Origin of the sequence: Streptomyces sp. NPDC005423 (genome assembly GCF_040606415.1) — a bacterium.
GTDB lineage: Bacteria > Actinomycetota > Actinomycetes > Streptomycetales > Streptomycetaceae > Streptomyces.
Genome location: NZ_JBEXET010000005.1, coordinates 103,391 through 127,104 on the forward strand (window position 1 = coordinate 103,391; position 23,714 = coordinate 127,104).

The window sequence follows — 23,714 nt, forward strand, 5'->3', positions numbered from 1 at the left end:
ACGTCAACCATGCCGGCAATGAGCAACAGCAACTGGGACCGCCGATCACTCCTGAAGGCGGCGGCGGGGGTGGCCGCCCTCGGCCCGCTGACCGCGTGCGGCGGCAACAACGGGCGCGGGGGCGGGAGCGGTTCGGGCAAGAACCTCGTCCAGTACTTCCACGCGTATGGGGAGGCGGGGGTGGAGCAGGCCGTCAAGCGGTACGCCAAGGGGTACACGAAGGCGAACGTGTCCACCCAGTGGATCACCGGCTCCGACTACGAGACCAAGCTCTTCGCCGCCCTGCTCACCGGGCAGGCACCCGACGTCTTCGAGTTCCACCCGCAGATCCAGCTGGTCAGGAGCGGTCAGGTGGCCGATCTCTCCGACCTCGTCGACCCGGTCAAGGACGACTTCAATCCGGCCGACATCGCCTCGCACACGGTCGACGGCAAGATATACGGCGTCCGGATGATCGACGACCCGCAGTTCTTCTTCTACCGCAAGTCGATGCTGGCGAAGGCCAGGGTCGAGGTGCCGACCACGCTCGACGAACTCGTGGACGCGGCGGCCAGGTTGACCACCAGCAAGGTCAAGGGTCTCTTCCTCGGCAACGATCTGCACGCCATCGAACTGCCCCTGGTCTGGTCGGCCGGCGCCGAACCCCTCACCGCCAGGAACGAGGTCGGCTACCACACCGACGCGGTCGTCGGCGGTCTGCGCCGGCTCCGTCAACTCTTCACCAGCGGGCACCTGTTGCTCGACGCACCGGCCGACTACTGGGACCCGTCGGCGATCGACCAAGGACTGTGCGCCATGCAGTTCTGCGGCATGTGGGCGATGCCGGTCATGCAGAAAGCGCTCGGCGACGACCTGGGGATCTTCCCCTTCCCGAAGGTCGGCGACAGCGGAAGGCCCTCGGTCTACAACGGCGGCTGGTCGATGTTCGTCAACGCCAAGGGCGGCGACGTGGACGCGGCCAAGGAGTACGTGAAGTGGCTGTGGATCGACCAGAAACGGGACCAGGAGGACTTCGCCACCTCCTACGGGTTCCACATCCCGCCGCGCCGGTCGATCGCCGCACGGGCCGGCAAGCTCAAGTCGGGTCTGGCGGCGGAGGGCGTCCAACTCTTCAACACCTACGGCCACTTCGACAACATCGGCTGGACCCAGGCCATGTACAGCGCGTGGGACAGCGTCATCGCCGACTCCGTCCGCAAGGGCGGCGATCCGGAGGCCGCCCTCGACAAGGCCGACCGGACGATCGGCCGCGAACTCAAGAAGCTCTTCGGATAGGCCGGGCGGACGGACCATGTCGACCACCACCACGCGCGGGGCCGCCCGCTCCGCTCCGGCCCGGACCGTCAAGTCCCGGCCGGGGCGCGGCCCCGGGGCAGACAGCACCCTCCACTTCTGGCTCTTCACCGGGCCGTTCCTCGTCGGCCTGCTGATCTTCGTCTTCGTGCCGATCGGCTGGAGCGTCTGGCTCAGCTTCTTCGACGCCCGTTACACCGTGACGCCGAGCCACTTCGTCGGACTCGACAACTACCGGCAGATGCTGACCAACAGCGACTTCACCGGGTCCCTGAGCACCTTCACCGTCTTCGCCGCGTTCATCGTGCCCACCACGTGGGCGCTCTCGCTGGGGCTCGCACTCCTGGTCCACCGGCTCCGGTTCCTGCGCGCGTTCTTCCGGTCGGTGTTCTTCCTGCCGACCGCGTGCAGCTATGTCGCCGCCGCCCTGATCTGGAAGATGTCCCTCTTCAACGGCGTCCGCTTCGGCCTCGCCAACACCGTCATCGGCTGGTTCGGCGCCGAGAACGTCGCCTGGGTGTCCAACCCGAGCCCGCCGTGGTACTGGCTGGTCATCGTGACCGTACGCCTCTGGCTCCAGGCCGGCTTCTACATGATCCTGTTCCTGGCGGCGCTCCAGAACATCCCCCCGGAGCTGTACGAGGCCGCCTCGATCGACGGGGCGAAGTCCGGCCCGCAGACGTTCCGGTACATCACCCTGCCGCAGCTGCGGGCCACCTCGACCGCGGTCGTCCTGCTGCTGCTCGTCGCCGCCTACCAGGCCTTCGACGAGTTCTACAACATCATCAGCACCAGGGCGACCTGGGGCCAGACCCCGCTCATGGTGCTGTACAAGACGGCTCTCGGATCGAGCCAGGACTACGGCTCGGGCAGCGCGGGCGCCGTCATCCTGACCGTACTGATCTGCGCCGTCACCCTGCTCCAGGGCAGGATCATGGGCTTCGGCGGAGCGGAGGGGTCCAAGTGACCGCCGGCACACCGTCGTCGCGCAGGCGCCGCCGTACCGGGCGCGGCGTCCTCACCACCACCGGACTCTACGCGGCCGTGGTCGTCGCGGCGCTGCTCTTCCTCGTCCCCTTCTACCTGATCGTCCGCAACGCCCTGTCCACGGACGCCGAGATCACCGGCGAGAACTGGCAGTTCCTCCCCACGCACCTCCAATGGGGCAACGTCTCCGAGCTGTTCGACGACACGACCGTCGAGTTCGGCCGGTCCCTGTGGAACTCGCTGGTCGTCGCCGTCCTGATGACCTTCGGCATCCTGCTGGTCTGCTCCCTCGCCGGCTACGGCCTCGCCCGCATCCCGTACCGCCACGCCGACAAGGTCTTCTACCTCGTGCTGGCCACCCTGATGGTGCCCACCGCCGTCACCTTCGTACCGAGCTTCGTTCTCGTCTCGTCGCTGGGCTGGGTCGACACCTACCGGGGTCTCATCGTTCCGGGCCTGTTCAGTGGTTTCACCTGCTTCCTCTTCCGGCAGTACTTCCTGGGGTTCCCCGCGGAGTTGGAGGAGGCGGCACGGGTGGACGGGCTCAGCCACTGGGGCGCGTACTGGCGGATCGTCGTCCCCAACTCGCTGAACTTCTTCGCGGCGATCGCCACGATCACGTTCATCAGCGGCTGGAACGCCTTCCTGTGGCCCCTGGTCATCGGCCAGGACCCCAGTGCCTGGACCGTGCAGGTCGCCCTGTCGTCGTACATGACCAACCAGACCGTCAACTACCACCTGATCTTCATGGCCACCGCCGTCTCGATCCTGCCGCTGGTCCTCGTCTTCCTCTTCCTCCAGCGCTGGCTGGTGCAGGGGATCGCGCGGACCGGCATCAAGGGCTGACACCCGCCTCCCCCGATCTGGAGCCCCATGTCTGTGCGCCCCTCCCCCAGCCCCGGCCACGTCGAGGACGTCACACCGGGCAGCGGGACTTTGCCACCCCGCGCCTGGTACGCCTCCTCGGACGCCTTGTCGCTCTCCTTGAACGGCAGTTGGCGTCTGCGGGTGTCGGCCACGGCCGACGCCGAGGACGACTCGTTCGCCCAGGAGGGCTTCGACGCCGGGGAGTGGGCCGAGGTCGCTGTCCCGGGGCACTGGGTCCTCCAGGGCGACGGCGCGTTCGGATCGCCCGTCTACACCAACCATCTCTATCCCTTCCCGGTGGACCCGCCCCGCGTGCCGACCGAGAACCCCACCGGCGACCATCTGCGCACCTTCACCCTGCCGTCCGAGTGGCCCTCGGACGGCGGGGCGGTGCTCCGCTTCGACGGGGTCGAGTCCTGTGCCCGGGTCTGGCTGAACGGCACGGAGATCGGCGAGTTCAAGGGCTCCCGGCTGCCGCACGAGTTCGCGGTCGGCCGGCTGCTGCGGACCGGGGAGAACGTCCTGGCGGTCCGCGTCCACCAGTGGTCGGCCGGCTCCTATCTGGAGGACCAGGACCAGTGGTGGCTGCCGGGCATCTTCCGTGACGTCACCCTCCTGCACCGCCCACCGGGCGCCGCCCTCGACTTCTTCGTGCACGCCTCCTACGACCACGTCAGCGGCGAGGGAACCCTCCGCGTCGACTCCGACGTGGAGGGCCGGGTGACCGTGCCGGACCTGGGCATCGACGTCCCGACCGGCGAGCGGGTCACGCTCCCCGTCCGCCCCTGGACCACCGAGACCCCGCGGCTCTACGACGGCGTCCTGGCCACCGCGGGCGAACGCGTCCCCCTCCGCATCGGCTTCCGGACCGTCGAACTGTCCGACGGCCTGATCAAGGTCAACGGCAAGGCGATCCTCTTCAAGGGCGTCAACCGGCACGAGTGGCATCCGGAGCGGGGGCGCGCCCTGGACCCGGCGACCATGCGCGAGGACGTGCTGCTGATGAAGCGGCACAACATCAACGCCGTCCGCACCTCGCACTACCCGCCGCATCCGGCCTTCCTCGACCTGTGCGACGAGTACGGCCTCTGGGTCATCGACGAGTGCGACCTGGAGACCCACGGTTTCACCGAACAGGGCTGGCGGGACAACCCCGTTGACGACGACCGCTGGACACCGGCCCTCCTCGACCGGGCCGCCCGGACGGTCGAACGCGACAAGAACCACCCCTGCGTCGTCATGTGGTCGCTCGGCAACGAGGCCGGCACCGGCCGCGGGCTGACCGCCATGGCCGAGTGGATACGCGGCCGCGACACCTCGCGCCTCCTGCACTACGAGGGTGACGTCGACTGCCGTGACACCGACGTGTACGCACGGATGTACGCCGGCCACGCGGAGGTCGAGCGCATCGGCCGGAACCTGGACGGCGGTACCCACCGGCGCCGTCAACTCCCCTTCATCCTCTGCGAGTACGGCCACGCCATGGGCAACGGCCCCGGCGGGCTCGCCGACTACCAGCGCCTGTTCGAGTCCTACGACCGGCTCCAGGGCGGCTTCGTCTGGGAGTGGATCGACCACGGCATCGCGCACGAGCGGTACGGCTACGCCTACGGGGGCGACTTCGGCGAGGAGCTGCACGACGGGAACTTCGTCTGCGACGGGCTGCTCTTCCCCGACCGGACGCCGTCCCCCGGACTCGTCGAGTACAAGAAGGTGATCGAACCGGTCCGGATCACCGGGGACGGTTCCGCCGGGACGGTGCGGATCACCAACGCCCACGACTTCGCCGACCTGTCCGCGCTCGCCTTCGCCTGGTCCTGCCAGGTGGACGGCGAGACGGTCGGGTCCGGCGCCCTCGCGGTGCCGGCGCTGGGCCCCGGCGAGTCGGCCGACGTGAAGCTGCCGGAGCTTCCCGCCCCCGGCCGGCCCGGCTCGGAGACCGGGTGGACCGTCAGGGCCCTGCTCGCCGAGGACACCTCCTGGGCACCGAAGGGCCACCTCGTCGCCTGGGGCCAGTTCCCGTTCTCACGGCGGGAGTTGACGACGGTGGCGGCCACCGTCGGACCCGTCCGCGAGGACCGGCTGATCACCCTGGGACCGGCCGCCTTCGACGCCCGTACCGGCGCGTTGCAGCGGATCGGCCCGGTGGACGTGATCGGTCCGCGGCTGGACGTGTGGCGGGCGCCCACCGACAACGACGACGGAGCCGCCTGGCAGACGGACGTCCGCTTCGGACCGCTCTGGCGCACGCTGGGCCTGCACCGGATGCGCCACCGCCTGGACGCGCTCGAAGTCTCCTCCACCGCGCTGACCGTACGGACCAGGGTGGCGCCGGCCGCCCGGGAGGTGGGGCTCGCCACGGTGTACCGCTGGACGTGCGACGGTGAGCGGCTGCGGCTGACGGTGTCCGTGACACCCGAGGGCGACTGGACTGTGCCCCTGCCCCGGCTCGGCGTCCGGTTGGGGCTGCCCGGCGCGGCCGACCGGGTGCGCTGGTTCGGCGGCGGGCCGGGCGAGGCGTATCCCGACACCGCCGCCGCGTCGATGCTGGGCCGGTGGGAGTCGACGGTGGACGAGTTGCAGACTCCGTACGTCCGTCCGCAGGAGAACGGCGCCCGCGGGGACGTCCGTTGGGCGGAAGTCGGCGGTCTGCGCATCGACGGCGACCCGGAGTTCTGGTTCACCGCCCGGCGCTGGACGACCGAACAGCTCGACGCGGCGCGCCACCGCACCGACCTCGTCCCCGGTGACACGGTCTGGGTCAACCTCGACCACGGCCAGCACGGCATCGGCTCCCAGTCCTGCGGCCCGGCCCCGCTGCCGAAGTACTTCCTGGACGCGGAACCCGCCGCGTTCTCCTTCGTCTTCTCGACGGCCCCGGTGACCGGTTGACCGGGGGCCGGGCGCGCGGGCGCTTGTACGGCTGAGCGCGGACCGCCCGTCCCGCACCCGTTCGGACCGCCCGCGCCCGGCGCCGGCGGTCCGCGCCCCGTACGGGCGTCACGCTCAAGCAGGCCGTGGGGTGAGGCGTTGGTGGCCTTTGCGGTCGTAGTAGGAGGTCATCGCGAAGCCGAAGAGGAGGCCGATGGCCGCGCCGACGGCGATCATGATCCAGGCGCGGGTGAGGCCGGCGTCGCCGCGGGCGTCGAAGTAGAGGATGGCGCGGACGCCGTCGCTGAGCTGACGCATGGGTTCGAAGTGGGCGAGGAAACGGTAGAAGCCGGGGACGGCCTGGAGGGGGACGGTCGCGCCGGAGGAGGGCAGGCCGAGGACGATGAAGACGAACATGGCCACCAGCTGGCCGATCCCGCCGAAGGCCGCGTTGATGGCCTGGACGCCGAGGCCGACGGCGAGGGCCGCGCAGTAGGAGTAGATCCACAGCAGCGGGAGGTGGGTCGCGTCCATGCCGAGGACGCTCACGCAGGCGAGCATGATCAGGGAGACGCTGAGCAGCGTGATGCCCGCGGTCATCGCCATTTTCAGCAGCAGGGTCTGGGTGCGGCTGATGGGGACGGTGGGGCGGCGGGTGTGCCAGGGGCCGATCTCGTTGTCGGCGTAGCCGAGGCCGGTGTCGACGCCGTTGCTGATGACGTTGCCGCCCATGAATCCGGCCAGCACCAGCAGCAGGGTGTAGTAAAAGGCGGTCAGGCCGATGCCGCTGTTGTCGCCGATGGGGTGACCGACCTCGCTGGTGATCCGGACGGGGTCGGCGAGCAGCAGCTTCTGGGTGGCGTCGGCCTTGGTGGCGGCCGCGGTGAGTTGTCTGCCGATGGTCACGGATGCCTGCTGCGCGGCGGCCGTGGTGATCCGGGCGGCCAGTGAGGAGCCGAGGCTGCCTTTGCCGGGGTTGGTCAGCACCGTCATGGCCGGCTTCGCGGTGGCGCTCGTGGTGGTGAGCGCGGCGACGCTGTCGGTGAAGTCGGCGGGGATGACGAGGGCGCCGTAGACCTTGCCGGTGTCCAGTTGCCGCTGCGCCTGGGCGCGGGTGAGCGGGCGCCAGGCCGCCTTGCCGCCCGAGCCGTCGGCCACGATGGACCGGACGATCTGGGTGCCGAGGTTCTGCCGCTGTCCGGGGAGGGGTCGGCCGGTGTCGGAGTTGACGAGGGCGATCGGCAGGGCGTGCAGCTCGCGGTTGGGGTTGACGATGCCGCCCATGTACAGCAGGGAGAGCAGCAGTGCGAGCAGTCCGGTCAGCACGGTGGGCAGCAGCCACAGCTTGGGCCGGCGCAGCAGCACGGTGGCGCGGGTCCGGGGAGCGGGGGAGGCAGGGGGGCGGGGGGTGCCGGTGTCGTCGCCCATGGCGTCCATGTCATCCATGGAGCGAGATTCTGGCCCCCTGAGGCACTTCCCGCGCCCGGGAAACACCCCCTACTTTACCTTTTGGCATTAGCTGTGATCCTAGGGGTCCTAGCTTTACGATACGATCCTCGGCGGCCCGCGGGGAGCGGGACCCGGAGAGGGGTGGTTGGGTGATGATGGCGCGTGCGGGAATCACCGCCGACCGGCTCGTGACGGCCGCCGCCGACCTGGCCGACGAGGTCGGGTTCGAGAACGTCACGCTGTCCGCCCTGGCCCGCCGTTTCGGGGTGAAGGACGCGAGCCTGTACTCCCACGTCAGGAGCGTCCAGGACCTGCGGGTCCGGGTCGCGTTCCTCGCGGGCGGCGAGCTGGTCGACCGGATCGCCGTCGCGGTCGCGGGCCGGGCCGGCCGGGACGCCCTGACGGCGTTCGCCGACGCCTACCGGGCCTACGCCCTGGAGCGTCCCGGCCGGTACGCGGCGACCCAGATCCGCGTCGACCAGGCACTGGTCGCCGACTCCCCGGCGCTACGGCGGACCGCCGAGATCACCTACGGCATGCTGCGCGCCTACGGCCTGGAGGAACCCGATCTCACCGACGCCGTACGGCTGTTGCGCAGCACCTTCCACGGCTACTGCGCCCTGGAGTCCACCGGCGGCTTCGGCGCCCCGCGCGATGTCCAGCGGTCCTGGGAGCGCGCCGTCGACGCCCTGCACTCGGCACTGACCCACTGGCCCCGCGAGGAGAAAACCGATGACTGACCTCTTCTACGACGTGAGCGGCACCGGTCCGTCACTGCTGCTGATCCCCGGCGGGGCCGGCCACCCGGTGGGGCTCGACCGGATGACGGAGGTACTGGCCGCCCGGTTCACCGTCGTGACGTACGACCCGCTCGGTCTCGCCCATGGACGGCTCGGGCAGCCGGTCGGGGAGCAGCGTGCCGAGGCGTGGAGCGACGGCGCCGCCCGGGTGCTCCAACAGGTGCTTCCCGAGGGGGAGTCGGCGTACGTCCTCGGCATCAGCGCGGGCGGGATCGCCGCGCTCGACCTGCTCGCCCGGCATCCGGAGCGGCTGCGGCACGTGGTCGCGCACGAGCCGCCGTGCGTGAACGTACTGCCCGACGCGGCCCGGCACCGCGCCATGTTCCTCGACGTGCACGACACCTATCGGGCGGCGGGCCTCGAAGCCGCGGCGGCCCGCATGAGCGCCGGTCTCGCCGGCCGCGAGCCGGAGAGCGGTCCCGAGGGCCAACCCCTGTCGCCGGAGGCGGAGTTGGCCAACCCGATGGCGCTCTTCCTCACCCGAGTCCTGCCGCGGTTCACCGCGTACACGCCGGCCGAGGACGCGCCGTACTCCCGTCTCACCCTCACCGCGGGCACCGACTCGCGCGGTCAACTCCTGTATCGCACAGCCGAGTTGCTCGCGGCGCGGACGGGGAGCGACTTCGCGGAGTTCCCCGGCGGTCACCTCGGCGCGCTGGAACACCCGGTCGCCTACGCGGAGCGGCTCACGGAGACCCTGGTTCCGGTCGGCGCCCCGGGCGCACCATCGACCACCTAGACTGAAAGCTTCGCGGAGGCCACGTGCCGCCCTGGGGGAGGGAGCGCGTCTTGTCTCAACAGCAGTTGGGCCGCGGCCCTTTGAGAGCTGCCGGCCCGGCACCGGGGCCCGGTGACGACGGGGGTTCGCCGCCGACGCGGTTCGTGGGCTGGCTGGGCGGGTTCGGTTGCGCGGCGGCCGGATACGCCGTGTTCCAGTTCCTGTTCGGGGTGCTGCCCGACTCGATCGGTGCCCAGTCCGCCCGCTACCTCATCGCCGGGGTGAGCGGGCTCGCCACGGCCGGGATGACCTGGCTGGCGGCGGCCCTGCTGCGGGCCCGGTCCACCGCGTCCGCGCCGGGTCCGGCCCCCACTCCCCCGGCACCGGCCGCTCCGGGCCCGCTGCCCGAGGTGTTCGCCGCCGCCTACAGGGCGCTCGCCGACCAGGTGTCCGTGGTGGACGATCCGGTGCGCGGCAGGCTCGTCGGCTGGTCGCACTCCCTCCAGGAACCGGACGGGCCCGGCCGGCCGACCTCGCTGGCCACCGCCTACGGGCTGCACATCATGCTGGATCTCGGGGTGCCGGACGGTCGGGTGAACACGGGCGAGCTGATCGAGACGCTCTGGCGGCTGAGGCTGCCGGACGGCGGCTGGTCGGCCCGGTCGCAGGGCGCGGTGGCCCGGCCCGAGATCACCGCCGTGGTGCTCGGCGCGCTGGCCCGGGCGGGGGCGCCGGGCGACCGGATCGCGGCGGAGGTGGCGCACTGCGAGGCCGGCTTCACCCGTGAACTCGACGGTACGGGGCGGGCGTTGACCCATGTGGTCACCACCGTGACCCGCGGGCTGGTGCGCGCGGCCCCCGGTGCCCCGATGCTGCCCGTGCTGCGCGCCGCCCTGATCGACGGGGCGCTCGGCGACCCGGAGCGCCGGCACCACCGCTGCTGGGGTCCCCGGCTCTCCCCGCTGCCGTGGGTGGCGTCGCCCGCCCGGCCGTCCGCGCTGCACACCGCGCAGGCCGTGGTCGCGCTGGACCGGACGGCCCGGGTGCTGGGCGAGGGGTCCGTCGAGCGGGCGGCGCGCGAGGACGGGGTGCGCTGGCTGCTGGCGTGCCCGGCGGCGGCGCACGACGACTGCGTCGACCTGGCGAATCTGCGCGAGGAGGTGCGCAGGCCGCACCCCGGCGACTCCTCGCACCACGAGGTGCTGAACGTACGGCACTTCACCGCCGCCTGGCTCGTGCGGGCCCTGCTCACGCCCGGCGCGCGGGAGGTCGCCCGGCAGGACGGGACGGAGGAGGCGTGGCGGGAGCGGCTGAACGGCGCGGCGGCGGCGGTGTGGGCGGCGCAGACGGACGGCGTCTGGTCCTGGTCGCGGGACGGCGCCGCGCTCACCGCCACCGACGAACTGCGTCAGCCGGTCTGGATGACCTACCAGGGGCTGTCGGCGCTGCGGGCGCACGCCGTATGGACGTATCAGCCGGACGGACAGTGAGGAGCGGGTGTATGGGTGGTCGGCAGGTTCTGGCGGCGCGGCGGCTGCTGGCCGAGGCGCTGGACGGCGAGATCTCCGAGCCGGAGGTGGTGCGCGCGGCCCGCTCCGTCGTCGCTGAACTGGGCTACGACGAGCGGCTGTTGGAGCTGGTCGCCGAACTGGCCGGCGGTGCCGGCGATCCGGCGGCCTGCGCCCGGCTGTCGTACCGTCACGTCCTGGGCTTCGACAAGCTGCTGCTGATCGACGACGGTCCGCGCCAGATGCTCCGCGCCCATCTCTGGCGTCCCGGCGCGGCGGCGGCCGGCCTGGAGGACATCCACAACCACCGCGCCCCGCTGGCCTCCCGCGTCGTACGGGGGCGGCTCGCCATGGAGCTGTACGAGCCGCGCGGTGACGGCGACCTCTCGGCGGACGGGTACGAGGAGTCGCTCGCGGAGGGCACCGGCGACTGGGAGCTCCGGCCGACGGGACCGGCCCGACTGCGGCTGACCCACACCGGCCGGTACGCGGCGGGCAGCGACTACGCCCTGCCCGCGCTCACCCTGCACCGCGCCTGGTGCGACGCGGACGTGCCGACCGTGACGCTCTTCCTGGAGACGGGGAGCCGACGGCGGCAGCACACCGACGTGTTCACGACGGCGGGACCGCACCGGGGTGCGGTCGCGAAGGTGCCGCTGGACGTGACGGACTATCTGGACGCGCTGGGCGGCCTCGCGGATCTGCTCAGGAGTTCGTGAGGGCCTGGCGCACGACGTCCAGGTTGTACGCGTCGACGTCGAGCGCGGGCCCGTCCGTGTCGCCCGTCAGCTCGGCGGCCGGCACCCAGGCGTGGGCCTGGTCGGGCTGGGGCAGGGTGATGTCCCAAGTGAGCGGCCGGACAAGGTAGTTGTCCTGCCAGTTCTTCGTCTCGTGGCCCCGGTAGTCGCTGACGAAGGAGGATTCGCCGACCTTGCGGACGACCTCGCCGAGGAGACCGGTCTCCTCCTTCAGCTCCCGCAGCGCGCCGTCCTCGGGCGCCTCGCCCGGTTCCAGCTTGCCGCAGGGCACGCCCCACACGTACGGCAGGAACCGCTCGGTCCCGCTGCGCCGCACCAGGAGCACCCGCCCTTGGCCGTCCATCACGACGGCGGCCGCCAGTCGCTTGTCGCCGGGGTCCATGTCCATGGTTCCTCGGTCCCTCGCCGGAAGTGAGTCCAAAGGGTCTGATACCCAGGAAGACGTCCAACGTACCAGGGCGGCCCGTTTCCGGCTGTGCCGCCGGTCTCACCAGGGCCGCACCGACCACGAGGACCCGGCGGCCGGCTCGTCCGGCCCGGTGAACCTAAACCGTGCCGACCGGCCGCCGGCCCAGCGCACGGACACCTCGTGCCCCTCGCCCACCTCCACGGACACCAACTCGGTGAGGGGGCGGGGGGCACGCTCCCCGGTGAGCCGGACCAGTGCGACGAAGAGCGCGGGACCGTCGCCGACCACACCTTCGCCGTCCAACAGGGCGTGCGCGCAGACGAGTTCGGACCGGGCCCGCTCCCCCGCCGGCCAGCCGGTGACCCGCACCCGCGTCCCGGGCGCCGCGCCCGCCACCAGATGGGCCCGCACCTCCGCCGCGCCCTCGGCCACGACCAGACTGGTGACCCGGGCCCCGCCGCCCGCCGTGTGCCGGGAGGCCGCCCAGCCGTCACCGACCCCCAACGGCACGATCTCCGTACGGCTCGGATCGCCGTCGAGGATCACACTGTTGTCGTACGACGGCGCCGGCACCGTCGCCGTGGAGTACGCCAGCCGCGTGTAGTAGGGGTCGTAGCGGACGTCCTCGCTGCCGTGGTTGTGGAGGCGGACCACTCCGTCCGAACGGGTCGACTGGAGCAGCCAGTTGGGAGCGGTGATCCCGGTGAGCGCGTCCGTCCGCTCGGCCGGCCCCGGCTCCTCCGGCGCCGTCCACACCTCGTGGCCGGGCGGGAGCAGCAAGCCGAGGAACCCCTTACTGGCCCAGTACGGGGAGGCGGGCCCCGAATACCCTTGCAGGACCGTCTCGTCGGGGCCCAGCCAGCCCAGGCCGAGCAGTCCCCGCGCGTCCACGGCGCCCCCGTCCAGGAAGTACTTGAGCGCCCCGGACGCCAGCCGTCGCGTCTCCCCCGGCGCCAACGGCGTACGGCCGGTCAGCGCGCCGAGCCAGAGCGGGGCGGTCGTGGCGAAGCGGTAGGTGAGCGAGCGGCCCTGGTGCATCGGCGCGCCGTCGCCGCCGAACAGGCGGGCACAGTCGGCGAGATGACGTTCCAGACGGCCTCCGTAGAGGTCGAGCAGAGCGGTGTCGTCGGCGAGCCAGGCGTGCAGGACGGGGTAGAGGTGCAGCGCCCAGCCGTTGTAGTGGTCGAAGGCGCGGCCCGGCCCGTCGGAGTACCAGCCGTCGCCGGCGTACCACTGCTCGACGCGTTCCAGTCCGTGGGCGACGGCCTTGCGCGCGGTGTCGGTCTCGTGGCCGATCTCCTGGAGGAAGCCGCCGACCGTGACCGGGAACAACTCCCAGTTGCAGGGCCAGGGTTCGGCCGTCAGCGCGGAGCCGAGCCACTGCGCGGCGCGCTGCCGTACGGCGTCGTCGAGGCGGTCCCAGAGCAGCGGGCGGGTCAGGCGCAGCGCCAGGGCGATGGACGCGGCCTCGACCAGTGGCTGCCCGCGGTCCTCGATGCGGGGCCAGGCGCCCGCGGCACCGGCGGCGAGTCCGTCGGCGTACCGTCCCAGCGCCTGTTCGTCGCGGCGGAAGGCGGCCAGCAGCAGGGTGCGCGCGTAGCCCTCCAGACCGTCGGAGAGGCGCCCCGACGAGCTGACGCGGTCGCCGGGCAGGTGGTAGAGGGCGCGGTCCTCGCTGGCGTAGGGCTCCACGGCGGCGAGCAGGGTGTCGGCCACCGCCTCCCAGTGGGCGCGGGTGTACCCGGTGCGCGGGCTCAGCGTGCGGTCGTCGGGCGGCAGGTGCATCGGCTGCTCTCTTCTCGCGGTCTCTCCGGCGTCGTCTCCGCGTCCCTCCGGCGGTGGCGGTGCAGTGGTCGATCCCGAGGGGCGGTGGCCGGTCGTGGGCCCGGGCCGGTGCGGCGGACAGGGCGGCGCCGAAGGTCACCGCCGCCCGCCAGCAGGGCGGGGCTGAATCGTCTCATTCGGAGCTCCTCCGTTCGACGGCAAGGACCGGCGGCTGGACCGTACCGCTAAGGACAAGCGCTTCCTAGACCTCCACTCCGTTTTCCACGCACCCCAACTCCCGTCGCGTGAAAGCCCTTTCGCGAAATCGATTCAACTGTCACCCTCCGAAGCACCCGCACCCCACCTCCCCGAAGGGGGCACCCCCCATGTCCGGATCCGTGAACAGACCGGTCCGCCGCCGCACCTTCGTGCTCGGCACCGCCGCCGCGACCGGTTCGGCGGCCCTCGCCGGACCGCTCGCCCCGAGCGCGTCCGCCGCGAGCTTCGGTTACACCGACGACGGCTCGAACTACGTCATCGACACCGGCGCCTCCCTGGTCCTCAAGGTCAGCAAGACCAACGGCGACCTGACCTCGCTGGTCTACAAGGGCACCGAGTACCAGGGCTACGGCGGCATGAACTCCCATGTCGAGTCCGGGCTCGGCACGTCCACGGTGACCATCACGCAGTCGGGTTCGACGATCCTCGTCTCGGTCACGCACGGCACACTGAAGCACTACTACGCGGCCCGCAGCGGTGAGAACAACGTCTACCTGTGGACCAACAAGGCCGACACCTCCGTGAGCGCGACCCGCTACATCGTGCGCGTCAAGGCCGGCCTGTTCCTTAACGACGAACCGGATTCCTACACTTACGCGCCCACCACCGTCGAGTCCGCGGACGTCTTCGAGAAGTCCGACGGCCAAACCCGCTCCAAGCACTACGCGAAGCACCGGGTCATCGACTACGACTACATCGGCTGGAGCGCCGGCGGGGTCGGACTGTGGGTCGTGCGCAGCAACCACGAGAGGGCCTCCGGCGGCCCCTTCTACCGCTCCCTGCTGCGCCACCAGAGCACGGACGGCGGCGGCCTGTACGAGATCCTGTACTACGGCGAGAACCAGACGGAGGCGCAGCGCTTCGGCCTCCAGGGCCCGTACGTCATCGCCTTCACGGACGGCGGCGCACCCTCCTCGGCGCTGTACCACGCCAACCTCACCACCGCGTGGGCGGACTCGCTCCCCCTCTCCGGATACGTGGCCGCCGGCGGCCGGGGCCGGGTCGCGGGGGTGGGCATCACGGGCCGCGACACGGCGTACGCGTACACGGTCGGACTCGCCAACTCGGCCGCCCAGTACTGGGGTTCGGCGCGGGCCTCGGACGGCTACTTCTCGATCGCGGGGGTCCTGCCGGGGACGTACACGCTGACCGTCTTCAAGGGTGAACTCGCCGTCACCACCTCATCGGTGACGGTCACGGCGGGCGGGACCACGACGCTCAACAGCATCGCGATCCCCTCCTCCAACGATCCCTCCAACGCGGGCGCGATCTGGCGGATCGGAAACTGGGACGGCTCGCCGGGCGGGTTCAAGAACGCGGACCTGATGACGTACGCGCATCCGTCGGACGTGCGGGCCGCCTCCTGGACCGGCAACGTCGTCGTCGGCAGCGGCACCGAGACCTCGGCGTTCCCCTGCTATCTGTGGAAGGACGTCAACAGCGGCATCATCGTCTACTTCCGGCTGACCGCCGCCCAGGCCGCCGCCGCCCACACCCTGCGCATCGGCGTGACCACGGCCTACGCCAACGGCCGGCCGCAGATCGTGGTCAACGACACCTGGACCTCGGCCGTCCCCTCGCCGCCCACCCAGCCGAGCACCCGGTCACTGACCGTGGGCTCCTACCGGGGCAACAACCACACGTTCACCTACAGCGTCCCGGCGTCCGCCTGGCTGACGGACACCAGCGCCTACAACACGCTGAAGATCTACGTGGCGAGCGGTTCGGGCACGACCTCCTTCCTGAGCGCGGGCACGTCGGTCGACGCGATCGACCTGCTGACCTGACGTCAGGTACCGCGCGTCCACTGCTGGTTGGTGCCGCCGTTGCAGGTGTACGTGATGATCGCGGCGGAGTTGGCGGTGGACGCGCCGGAGACGTCGAGGCACTTGCCGCTCGCCCGGGCCTTGACGAGCACGTAACTCCCCGACGTGGTCAGGCTCCACTGCTGGGCGGTGGAGCCGACGCAGTTCTCCTGGGTGACACTGGCGGAGTTCTCCTGGAGGCACAGGGAGCTGCTCCGGTTGACGAGTGCGTAGTAGCCGGTGCCGAGGTCCTTGAACCACCACTTCTGGTTGGTGCCGCCGTTGCAGGTGTACTGGCTGATCGCGACACCCTGCCACAGCGACTGGCTGGGGACGTCCGCGCACTTGGCGGACGCCCTGCCGACGAGCGTGTTGTACGTGGCGCTCGTCCCGCCGACCGTGCCGGCGACGGTGTCGACCGTGACCTCCGGATACCAGGACATGGACATCGAGGTGGCGGTCGGGAAGGTCAACGGCAGCCAGACGTAACGGGAGTCGTTGACGGTCCCGCCGAAGGAGTTGCCCCAGCGGTCGCCCATGTACAGGTACGAGGTGCCCGAACTCCCCGCCACCGGGAGGACGTAGGCGGTCTGGGAGTTGTAGGCGGTGGAGTCGCCGACGTTGGTGAAGGACGTCCACGGTCCGCCGAGGCTGGTCGCGGTGGCGTACTGCTGCTGGTTGGCGCTCCAGCCGGTGGCGCCCGAGGTGAGCATGAAGTAGACGCCGTTGCGCTTGAACAGGGCCGGGGCCTCGCGGTGGCCGCCCACCCACGGGTTGGCGACCAGACTGTCGATGCCGGTGTAGTCGGCGGTGAGCCGGTAGATGTGCAGGTCGTAGTTCTCGTTGGCGGCGGACACCATGTAGCCGGTGCCGTCGGTGTCGACGAACGTCGTGATGTCCCGGGACATGTTGTCGCCGAGCGGCTGGAAGCTGCCCTGGTAGGTGTAAGCGCCGTCGACGGTCGAGGAGACGGCGACGGCCGCGCGGGCCTGGCTGTAGTCGACGCCGTTCTCCTTGTGCATCCACATCACGAACTTGCCGGTGGAGGCGTTGTAGACGACCTTGGGCCGCTCGATGTAGGCGGTGGCCAGCTCGGAGGCGCTGGACTGGGTCAGGACGTGGTTCCTGAACTCCCAGTTCTTCAGGTCGGTGGATCGGTAGGCGTCCACGTAGCGGAAGGTGTTGTCGGCGTTGCGGTCCTCGCCGAACCAGTAGTAGTAGCCGCCCACCTTGATCACCCCGCCGCCGTGCGCGTGCACGACGGCGCCCGAAGTGTCCGTGAACTGCGTACCGTTGGCGACGGTCTGGGCCGCCGCCTGGGCCGGTCCCGCGGCCACCAGGGCGGCGGCGAGGGTACAGACCAGGGCGAGCAGGACCGCGTACACACGTCTGGACATCAGGCGTTCTCCTTGCCGAGGGCGGAGTGGGAGCCGGAGCCGGCGGTCGGGCCCGGCACGGTGACCGTGTCGGCGACCGGGACACCGAAGTCGGGGGTGCCGTCCCGGTGCCAGCCGAGGCGCTGCACCCGGGTGTGCCGGTTGGGGTCGTCCAGGGGGTCGCCGGTGATCTCCTTGTACTGCCGGGCGTGGTAGACGAGGACATCGCTACGGCCGTCCTCGGCCACCGTGAAGCAGTTGTGCCCGGGGCCGTACTGGCGGGTGGTGTCGTTGCTGGTGAAGACGGGGACGGGCGACTTGGCCCAGTTCCCGGGGTCCATCAGGTCGGCGTCCGCGTCTACGGTGAGCAGGCCCATGCAGTAGTGGTGGTCGGTGGCGCTGGCCGAGTAGGACAGGAACAGCCGGCCGTTGCGGGCGATCACGGCGGGGCCCTCGTTCACCTTGTAGCCGACGCACTCCCAGTCGAACTCGGGCGTGGAGAGCCGGATCTGAGGTCCCGTCAGCGTCCAGGGGTCGGCCATCCTGGAGAGCCACAGGGCGGTGTTGTTGTCCATGCCGGGTTCGTGCTGCGCCCAGGCGAGATAGCGGCTGCCCCGGTGGGTGAAGGTGGTGGCGTCCAGGGAGAAGGTCTCCCAGGCCGTCGTGATCTGGCCGCGCTCGGTCCACGTCCCGCGGAACGGATCGGGGTTGGCGTTCTCCAGGACCCAGACGCGGATGTCCCAGACGCTCTCGGCGGGCGCGGAGGCGAAGTAGACGTACCACTTGCCGTCGGCCCGGTGCAGCTCCGGCGCCCAGATGTGGGCACCCATGGCGCCGGTGGCGTGCTTGGTCCAGATCACCGACTCGGCAGCCGTGGCAAGCCCGTTGAGGGTACGGGCGCGGCGCAGGACGATCCGGTCGTACTCCGGGACCGTGGCGGTGAAGTAGTAACCGCCGTCGGAGTGGCGGAGGACGAAGGGGTCGGCGCGCTGCCGGACGAGGGGGTTCACGAACGGGGGCGCCGCCGGGTGCGGGGCGGCGGTGCCGGTGGCCGCCGAAGCGGTGACGGCGGTGGCCGGACCCACGGCCAGGGCGCCGGCGGCGAGCGCGGCACCCTTCAGCAGCGTTCTCCGGCCGGGGGGTTGGGGCAGGTCGTGATCGCGGCTCATGCGCTGCCTCTCGGAAGGGGTGGGGTGTGGGGGGTGTGGTCGAGGGCGGGTGTGGGGTCGAGGGGCGGGCGTGGGGTCGAGAGTGAGGGGCGAGGGCGGTGCGCGTTCGAGATGACGAATGCCATCTGTCATGACGAACGCCGAAAAGGTAAGGGGGCGGCAGCGTGAGGTCAACGGGTCTGACGCGACGAAGAGAGAGCGCTTTCAGCGCCGGGGCCGGGGCCGGCACTTGGCGGTCGCGAGCGCGGGGAGCGGGAGCGGGAGCGGGAGCGGGAGCGGGAGCGGGAGCGGCGACATCCTGTACGGCGCGGCGGTGGACCGGCCGTTCCATGTCCCAGGCTCTGCGGGACGACGGTATTCCGGCGACTGCATACGGTGGGCGAGCTGTTCGCCGACCGGACACCACTCGGCGCGTGGCGGCATATCGGTTAGCGTCGACCGTATGACCAGCGATGTTCCCGCCGCCGCCTCCCTCGCCGATGCCCTCGCCGCCGGGACGGTCGTCCTCGACGGCGGCATGTCCAACCAGCTCGGAGCCGCCGGGCACGACCTGAGCGACGAACTGTGGTCGGCGCGGCTGCTCGCCGAAGAGCCCGAGGCGATCACCGAGGCCCACCTCGCCTACTACGAGGCGGGCGCCGACGTGGCGATCACCGCCAGCTACCAGGCCACCTTCGAGGGCTTCGGCAGGCGCGGGATCGACCGCCGGCGGGCCGCCGAACTCCTCGCGCTGAGCGTGGAGTTGGGGCGTGAGGCGGCACGCCGGGCGCACGGCCGGGGCGTCCCGCGTCCGCTCTGGGTGGCCGCGTCCGTCGGACCGTACGGGGCGATGCTCGCGGACGGTTCCGAGTACCGGGGGCGCTACGGCCTGAGCGTGGACGAACTGGAACGTTTCCACCGGCCCCGACTGGAGACGCTGGCCGCGGCCGGACCCGACGTCCTGGCGCTGGAGACCGTGCCGGACGCCGACGAGGCCGCCGCACTGCTGCGGGCGGTGCGCGGGCTCGGGGTGCCGGCCTGGCTCTCGTACAGCGTGGCCGGTGACCGCACCCGCGCCGGTCAGCCGCTGGAGGAGGCCTTCGCCCTGGCCGCCGAGGCGGACGAGATCATCGCCGTCGGCGTCAACTGCTGCCTCCCGCAGGACGTGCCCGGCGCCGTCGAGACGGCCGCCCGTGTCACCGGCAAACCGGTCGTCGTCTACCCCAACAGCGGCGAGACCTGGGACGCTGGGGCCCGTGCGTGGACGGGGCGTTCCTCCTTCGCCGCGGATGAGGTGCTGGCCTGGCGTGCGGCCGGGGCGCGGCTGATCGGGGGCTGCTGCCGGGTGGGGCCCCCAGCGATCGGCGCGATCGCCGAAACCTTGACCGGCGCATCGGATGCGCCGGGCGCGTAGGGCCTGTCGCGCTGCCCTGCCCCGCCCTGTCCGTTCGGCTGACGTCACTTCCGGCTGACGTCACGTCCGGCCGAGGTCACCGTCTCCGGCTGGCACGCGGTTCCCGACCGGGGTCACGCCCGTCGTACGTCTCCCGTTCCCCGGAGCCGGCGGACCACGGACCGGAGCTCCATGGCCCGCGCGGTCCGGGCCTCCCGTGACCACGCCCTCTCCGTCGCCGCCTCGTCCTGATCCTCCCGACGGTCGCTGTCGGCCGCCCACAGGGCGAACTCGCGGTCGCGCGGTCCGTGAGCGGTGTACGGCGCCCCCTCGCCGAACACCCGGACCGGATGCGAGTCGTCCCAGGGCTGCCAGCCGCGGCCGGGGTCCCCGTCCACGGCGAACCGCACCCACGCGGAGTGCATGGCCTCGGCCAGTTCCAACGGGGCCTCTCCGCCGGCGAGTTCGGCGGACTCGGCGATGCCTCCGGTGTCGAAGACGAAGCCGAGTTCGAGGGCGTGGCAGGAGCCGAGGCCGGGGAGGGCGGAGGGCCAGGCGAACTCGTACAGGTACGAGGAGCCGGGGCGGGCGTCGGCGAGGCGGTGGAGGGGGTAGCGGAGGAGGTGGTCGGTGACCAGTTGGCCGACGGTTTCGACGGTGCTCGCCTCGGGGTGCAGTGCCCGGTACCCGCGGGGTACCTCGTGGCCGCAGTGGCAGCGGGCCATGGCACCGGCCAGGGCGACCGGACCGAGCCGGTCGACGCGTTCGTGGAGTCCGCCCGGGACGAGCCAGAGCCGGTACTCGTCCCTGGTCCAGCCCATGAGCAGGTCCACGCCCTTGGCCGCGTCGCCGTCGATGAGGGCCTCCAGCGGATCGCGCGGCACCAGGTCGCCGTCGACGACGAGACCGAAGGAGGGACCGCCCAGCACGGGGCTGCTGAGCCAGCCCACATCGGCCTGGGTGCGCAGCAGCAGGTCACGGTCGACGGCGGCGAAGGACTCGGCGGTGGCGGGGACCTTGAGCCGGGCCGCCATCCGGCGCACCATCCGCCGTACCTTGTCGCGGTCGAACGCCTCCGGGGGGCCGCTCTGCAGGACGGCCCGCCGGACCAGCCCCTGGGCCTGCGGGGCGGCGAGCAGGGCGCCGACGCTGATCGCGCCCGCGGACTGACCGGCGAGGGTGATCCGGTCGGGGTCGCCGCCGAAGGCGGCGATGGAGCGGTGCACCCAGCGCAGTGCGGCGAGCTGGTCACGCAGGCCGGGGTTGGCGGGGGTGTCCGGGAAGAGGCCGTAACCCTCCACTCCCAGGCGGTAGTTGAGGGAGACGAAGACGACGCCGTCGCGGGCGAAGGTGCTTCCGTCATAGACGGGGACGGCGGCCGAGCCCCGGGTGAGGGCGCCGCCGTGCAGCCACACCATGACGGGGAGGCGGGCACCCGGGCCGGGTTCCGGTGTCCAGACGTTGAGGTTGAGGCAGTCGTCGCCGGGGACGGCGGGGTCGGAGAGCAGTTTGGCGAAGGCCTCGGAGTACGGCGGCTTGGGAGCGGTGGGGCCGAAGGCGAGCGCCTCGCGTACGCCGGTCCAGGGCTCGGGCGGGACGGGCGGGCGGAACCGGTGAGGGCCGAACGGGGGTGCCGCGTAGGGGATGCCCCGGAAGACCGCGATGCCGTTCTCGTAGCTGCCGCGCACCGCCCCGTACGGGGTCCGGGCCACGGGGTCCGTCTGTGCGCCGGTCCGCCGTACCGTCCGCGCCGTCGTCATGTGCCCACCAGCTCCTCACCACGCTCGTGAACCGCGCTCATCAGAGCATCACATCGCGCTCCGGTATTCCGCCGGACGAGGACGGCTGGACAGGTGCGGCTGAACGATGTGGGTGGGACAGGGAGGGTGGGACAAAGGAGGGTGAGACAAGGACGGCTGGGCGAGGACGGCTGGGCGGTCCTGGGGGCGCTCGGACGGCGTGCGAGGCAGCCGGGCGCGGGCCGGTACGCGAGCGTACGGCCGGAGCGCGCCGCGCGTGGCCCGTGGTGCGCGCCCCTCGGCGTGCTTCTCCGCACGCCTCTCCGCGCACCTCTCCGTACGCCTCTCCCCTCGCCCGGTATTTCGAGAGGGCGGAGCTCGGCGGTTTCGCGAATCCGCTGGTCTTCCCGCCGCGCTGTGCCGGACCTATCGTAGGAAGCGCTTTCTGGACGGCTGAGCGGCCTGGGCGCGGACGGAGCGCCGGTCGCAACTTTCGGGGCCCTCGGGCGGGCCGGAGAGGTGGTTCGCGATGGTCGCTGGGGGGAACGCGGGCGGGCCGGCGGGGCCGACGCTCGCGGTCGTGGCCCGTGAGGCGGGGGTCTCCGTGCCGACCGCGTCCAAGGTGGTCAACGGCCGCGAGGACGTGGCGCCGGAGACCCGACGACGGGTGACCGAGGCGCTGGAACGGCTCGGTTATGTGCGCAGACCGCGGTTCGACGCGTCGAAGGCGCCGGGGCTGGTCGACCTGGTCGTGCACTCGCTGGACAGTTCCCGGTCGGGGGCGGTGCTGCGCGGGGTGGAGGAGGCTGCGTACGAGGCGGGCCTTGAGGTGGTCGTGTCGGCCGGGGCGAGCCGGGGGCGGGGCGACCGGGCGGAGCGCGGCTGGCTGGACAAGCTGGTCGGCCGGGGTTCGGCGGGCGTGCTGTTCGACCTGGCCGAGCTGACGCCGGCCCAGCACTCCTGGCTCGGACAGCACCGCGTCCCCTACGTGATGATCGACCCCGCGCACGAGCCGCCGCCCGGTGTGGTCTCGGTGGGAGCGGCCAACTGGCAGGGCGGGGTCACCGCGACGGAACACCTGCTGTCGCTCGGCCATGAGCGGATCGCCGTGGTGGCCGGCCACCGGCTCACGATGGCCGCCGCCGCCCGGGTGGCCGGCTACCGCTCGGCCCTCGCGTCCGCCGGGGTACGCCTGCGCCCCGAGTACGTCCGGCACGGCGGTTTCGAACAGGCGCCGGTCCGGGTGCGCGTGCGGGAACTGCTCGACCTGCCGGAGCCGCCCAGCGCGGTGTTCGTCTGCTCGGACCGGCTGGCCCTCGGTGTCTACGAGGCCCTTTGGGAAAGGGAGTTACGAGTGCCAAACGACATCAGCGTGGTGGGTTTCGACGATCTGCCCGAGGCCCGCTGGGTCACCCCGGGGCTGACCACGGTCCGCCAGCCCCTGTCGGAGATGGCCGCCACCGCCCTGCGCCTGCTCGTCCGGCTGATGAACGGCGACCGCCCGGAGGGCACCCGTACGGAGCTGTCGACGCGGCTGGTGGAACGGGCGAGCACCGCCCGCCCCCGGCCTCGGCCCGGGGCCGACGCCGCAGAGTCGTGCCTTGTCATCGACCCGCTCGGCCCGGCCGGGCCGCCCAGGTGATGCCGCCCAGCAGATGCGCGCGGAAGTCGGGATCGGCGTAGGCCTCGGCGGCGTGGCCGAGGGCCGTGTAGAAGACGCGGCCCGCCGCCTTCTCGTGGCACCACGCCAGCGGGTGGTCGTCCCCCATCCTGCCGCCCTCGTAGGAGGATTCGTCGGCGGAGAGCAGGACGTGTACCGAACTCCTGGGGCTGGAACGGAAGTCGTACCACTCGTCGGTGAACCGCCATACGGCGGGCAGGTGTCGGGTGGCGGGATGGTCGCGGTCCTCGGTGACGGCGTGGCCGGGCTGGAGGGCGGGGTGGCGGGCGAACCGGGCGCCGAGCAGTTCGCCGTAGTACGGCCAGTCCTCCTCGGTGCAGGCCGCCGCGTGCACGCCGACGAAACCGCCGCCCGACTCGACGTACGCGGCGAGCCGTTGGCGTCCGGGCGGGGTCAGTACCTGACCGCTGGTGGAGAGGAAGACGACGGCCGCGTAGCCGTCCAGGGGCTGTTCCAGGGCGGCGGGGTCCTCGGTGGTGTCCACCTCGAAGGGGCCGAGCGTGCGGAGGGCGCGCACCGCGGCGGGGATGGAGTCGTGCCGGTAGGCGGTGGTGCGGGTGTAGGCGAGGAGCCGGGTGGCGGTCATTCGGGGGTCCCGGGGCAGCAGGGGTTCGGGGGTTGTGGTGGCCGGGGTGCTTGTGGTGGCCTGGGTGGCCGGGGAGCGCTCAACCCCCCTCACCCACATCCTTGACCAGGAGTCGCCGTCGCGTACGCAGGTGGTGTGTGTGCCGGCCTCGCCGGTCACCGGCCTTGACCAGCTCCGGCCTGACGCCCAACGCCCTTTCATGTCCTGGGAGTTGCTTTGGATCGGCGCCCGGGTCGGTCGCCTTCTCGGTGCGGCAGCCGGCCGGCGGGGCGGGCAGCGGCAC

18 protein-coding genes are annotated in these 23,714 nt (G+C 71.8%); 11 read left to right on the plus strand and 7 right to left on the minus strand.

All coding sequences use genetic code 11. From position 1 onward, the window contains the following. The first annotated feature begins 9 nt into the window (after positions 1-9). From ABZT12_RS09460 to ABZT12_RS09475, 4 genes are read left to right on the plus strand one after another with little or no spacing between them, the layout of a single operon-like run. Entirely contained in the window at positions 10-1,275 is a 1,266-nt protein-coding gene (locus ABZT12_RS09460) for a sugar ABC transporter substrate-binding protein (RefSeq protein WP_356379971.1), read from the plus strand. A gap of 16 nt (positions 1,276-1,291) precedes the next feature. Beyond that, positions 1,292-2,260 carry a sugar ABC transporter permease gene (locus ABZT12_RS09465; RefSeq protein WP_356379974.1) on the plus strand — a complete coding sequence of 323 codons (969 nt, stop codon included), beginning with the start codon at positions 1,292-1,294 and terminating at the stop codon, positions 2,258-2,260. Then, entirely contained in the window at positions 2,257-3,126 is an 870-nt protein-coding gene (locus ABZT12_RS09470) for a carbohydrate ABC transporter permease (RefSeq protein WP_356379977.1), read from the plus strand. The genes ABZT12_RS09465 and ABZT12_RS09470 overlap by 4 nt, the downstream gene beginning before the upstream one ends. A 27-nt stretch (positions 3,127-3,153) precedes the next feature. Then, positions 3,154-6,039 carry a glycoside hydrolase family 2 TIM barrel-domain containing protein gene (locus tag ABZT12_RS09475; RefSeq protein ID WP_356379980.1) on the plus strand — a complete coding sequence of 962 codons (2,886 nt, stop codon included), beginning with the start codon at positions 3,154-3,156 and terminating at the stop codon, positions 6,037-6,039. A 114-nt stretch (positions 6,040-6,153) separates the two neighbouring features. Here ABZT12_RS09475 and ABZT12_RS09480 read toward each other — a convergent pair whose 3' ends face one another. Next, positions 6,154-7,446 carry a DUF3533 domain-containing protein gene (locus ABZT12_RS09480; protein ID WP_356380272.1) on the minus strand — a complete coding sequence of 431 codons (1,293 nt, stop codon included), beginning with the start codon at positions 7,444-7,446 and terminating at the stop codon, positions 6,154-6,156. Positions 7,447-7,622: 176 nt separating this feature from the next. Here ABZT12_RS09480 and ABZT12_RS09485 point away from each other — a divergent pair, with 176 nt between their 5' ends. Genes ABZT12_RS09485 through ABZT12_RS09500 form a run of 4 tightly spaced genes read left to right on the plus strand, consistent with a single transcriptional unit; the run spans position 7,623 to position 11,212 of the window. Further along, positions 7,623-8,207 (plus strand): WHG domain-containing protein, encoded by a 585-nt coding sequence (locus ABZT12_RS09485; protein ID WP_356379983.1) that lies wholly within the window; start codon positions 7,623-7,625, stop codon positions 8,205-8,207. Beyond that, positions 8,200-9,006: an alpha/beta hydrolase gene (locus tag ABZT12_RS09490; RefSeq protein WP_356379986.1), complete on the plus strand. Its 807-nt coding sequence runs from the start codon at positions 8,200-8,202 to the stop codon at positions 9,004-9,006. Before ABZT12_RS09485 ends, ABZT12_RS09490 begins: the two co-directional genes overlap by 8 nt. Before the next feature lie 50 nt (positions 9,007-9,056). After that, positions 9,057-10,475 (plus strand): hypothetical protein, encoded by a 1,419-nt coding sequence (locus ABZT12_RS09495; protein WP_356379989.1) that lies wholly within the window; start codon positions 9,057-9,059, stop codon positions 10,473-10,475. 11 nt (positions 10,476-10,486) lie between these two features. Further along, the gene (locus ABZT12_RS09500; protein WP_356379992.1) at positions 10,487-11,212 is read left to right on the plus strand and encodes a hypothetical protein; all 726 of its coding nucleotides are present in this window, start codon (positions 10,487-10,489) and stop codon (positions 11,210-11,212) included. Here the strand turns inward: ABZT12_RS09500 and ABZT12_RS09505 are convergent. Both ABZT12_RS09505 and ABZT12_RS09510 read right to left on the minus strand, forming a co-directional pair. Beyond that, entirely contained in the window at positions 11,199-11,639 is a 441-nt protein-coding gene (locus tag ABZT12_RS09505) for an NUDIX hydrolase (protein ID WP_356379995.1), read from the minus strand. The two genes, ABZT12_RS09500 and ABZT12_RS09505, sit on opposite strands and share 14 nt — an antisense overlap. Before the next feature lie 99 nt (positions 11,640-11,738). Further along, positions 11,739-13,445: a DUF2264 domain-containing protein gene (locus ABZT12_RS09510; RefSeq protein ID WP_356379998.1), complete on the minus strand. Its 1,707-nt coding sequence runs from the start codon at positions 13,443-13,445 to the stop codon at positions 11,739-11,741. 365 nt (positions 13,446-13,810) lie between these two features. Between ABZT12_RS09510 and ABZT12_RS09515 the strand changes: the two genes are divergently transcribed. Continuing rightward, entirely contained in the window at positions 13,811-15,490 is a 1,680-nt protein-coding gene (locus ABZT12_RS09515; RefSeq protein ID WP_356380001.1) for a rhamnogalacturonan lyase B N-terminal domain-containing protein, read from the plus strand. A gap of 2 nt (positions 15,491-15,492) precedes the next feature. Here ABZT12_RS09515 and ABZT12_RS09520 read toward each other — a convergent pair whose 3' ends face one another. After that, positions 15,493-16,905, minus strand: coding sequence for an RICIN domain-containing protein (locus ABZT12_RS09520; RefSeq protein ID WP_356380004.1), 1,413 nt, complete (start codon positions 16,903-16,905; stop codon positions 15,493-15,495). Then, a complete protein-coding gene (locus tag ABZT12_RS09525; protein ID WP_356380007.1) occupies positions 16,905-18,053 on the minus strand; it encodes a glycoside hydrolase family 43 protein in 1,149 nt (382 codons plus the stop codon). Before ABZT12_RS09525 ends, ABZT12_RS09520 begins: the two co-directional genes overlap by 1 nt. 442 nt (positions 18,054-18,495) lie before the next feature. Between ABZT12_RS09525 and mmuM the strand changes: the two genes are divergently transcribed. Next, positions 18,496-19,446 (plus strand): homocysteine S-methyltransferase, encoded by a 951-nt coding sequence (gene mmuM / locus ABZT12_RS09530; protein ID WP_356380009.1) that lies wholly within the window; start codon positions 18,496-18,498, stop codon positions 19,444-19,446. Positions 19,447-19,559: 113 nt separating this feature from the next. Here the strand turns inward: mmuM and ABZT12_RS09535 are convergent, their stop codons facing one another. Then, positions 19,560-21,185, minus strand: coding sequence for a carboxylesterase family protein (locus ABZT12_RS09535; protein ID WP_356380012.1), 1,626 nt, complete (start codon positions 21,183-21,185; stop codon positions 19,560-19,562). Between the two features lie 508 nt (positions 21,186-21,693). Between ABZT12_RS09535 and ABZT12_RS09540 the strand changes: the two genes are divergently transcribed. After that, entirely contained in the window at positions 21,694-22,806 is a 1,113-nt protein-coding gene (locus ABZT12_RS09540) for a substrate-binding domain-containing protein (RefSeq protein WP_356380015.1), read from the plus strand. On the opposite strand, the gene ABZT12_RS09545 is transcribed toward ABZT12_RS09540, so the two are convergent. Beyond that, positions 22,769-23,431 carry a ThuA domain-containing protein gene (locus tag ABZT12_RS09545; RefSeq protein WP_356380277.1) on the minus strand — a complete coding sequence of 221 codons (663 nt, stop codon included), beginning with the start codon at positions 23,429-23,431 and terminating at the stop codon, positions 22,769-22,771. The two genes, ABZT12_RS09540 and ABZT12_RS09545, sit on opposite strands and share 38 nt — an antisense overlap. Between the last annotated feature and the right edge of the window lie 283 nt (positions 23,432-23,714).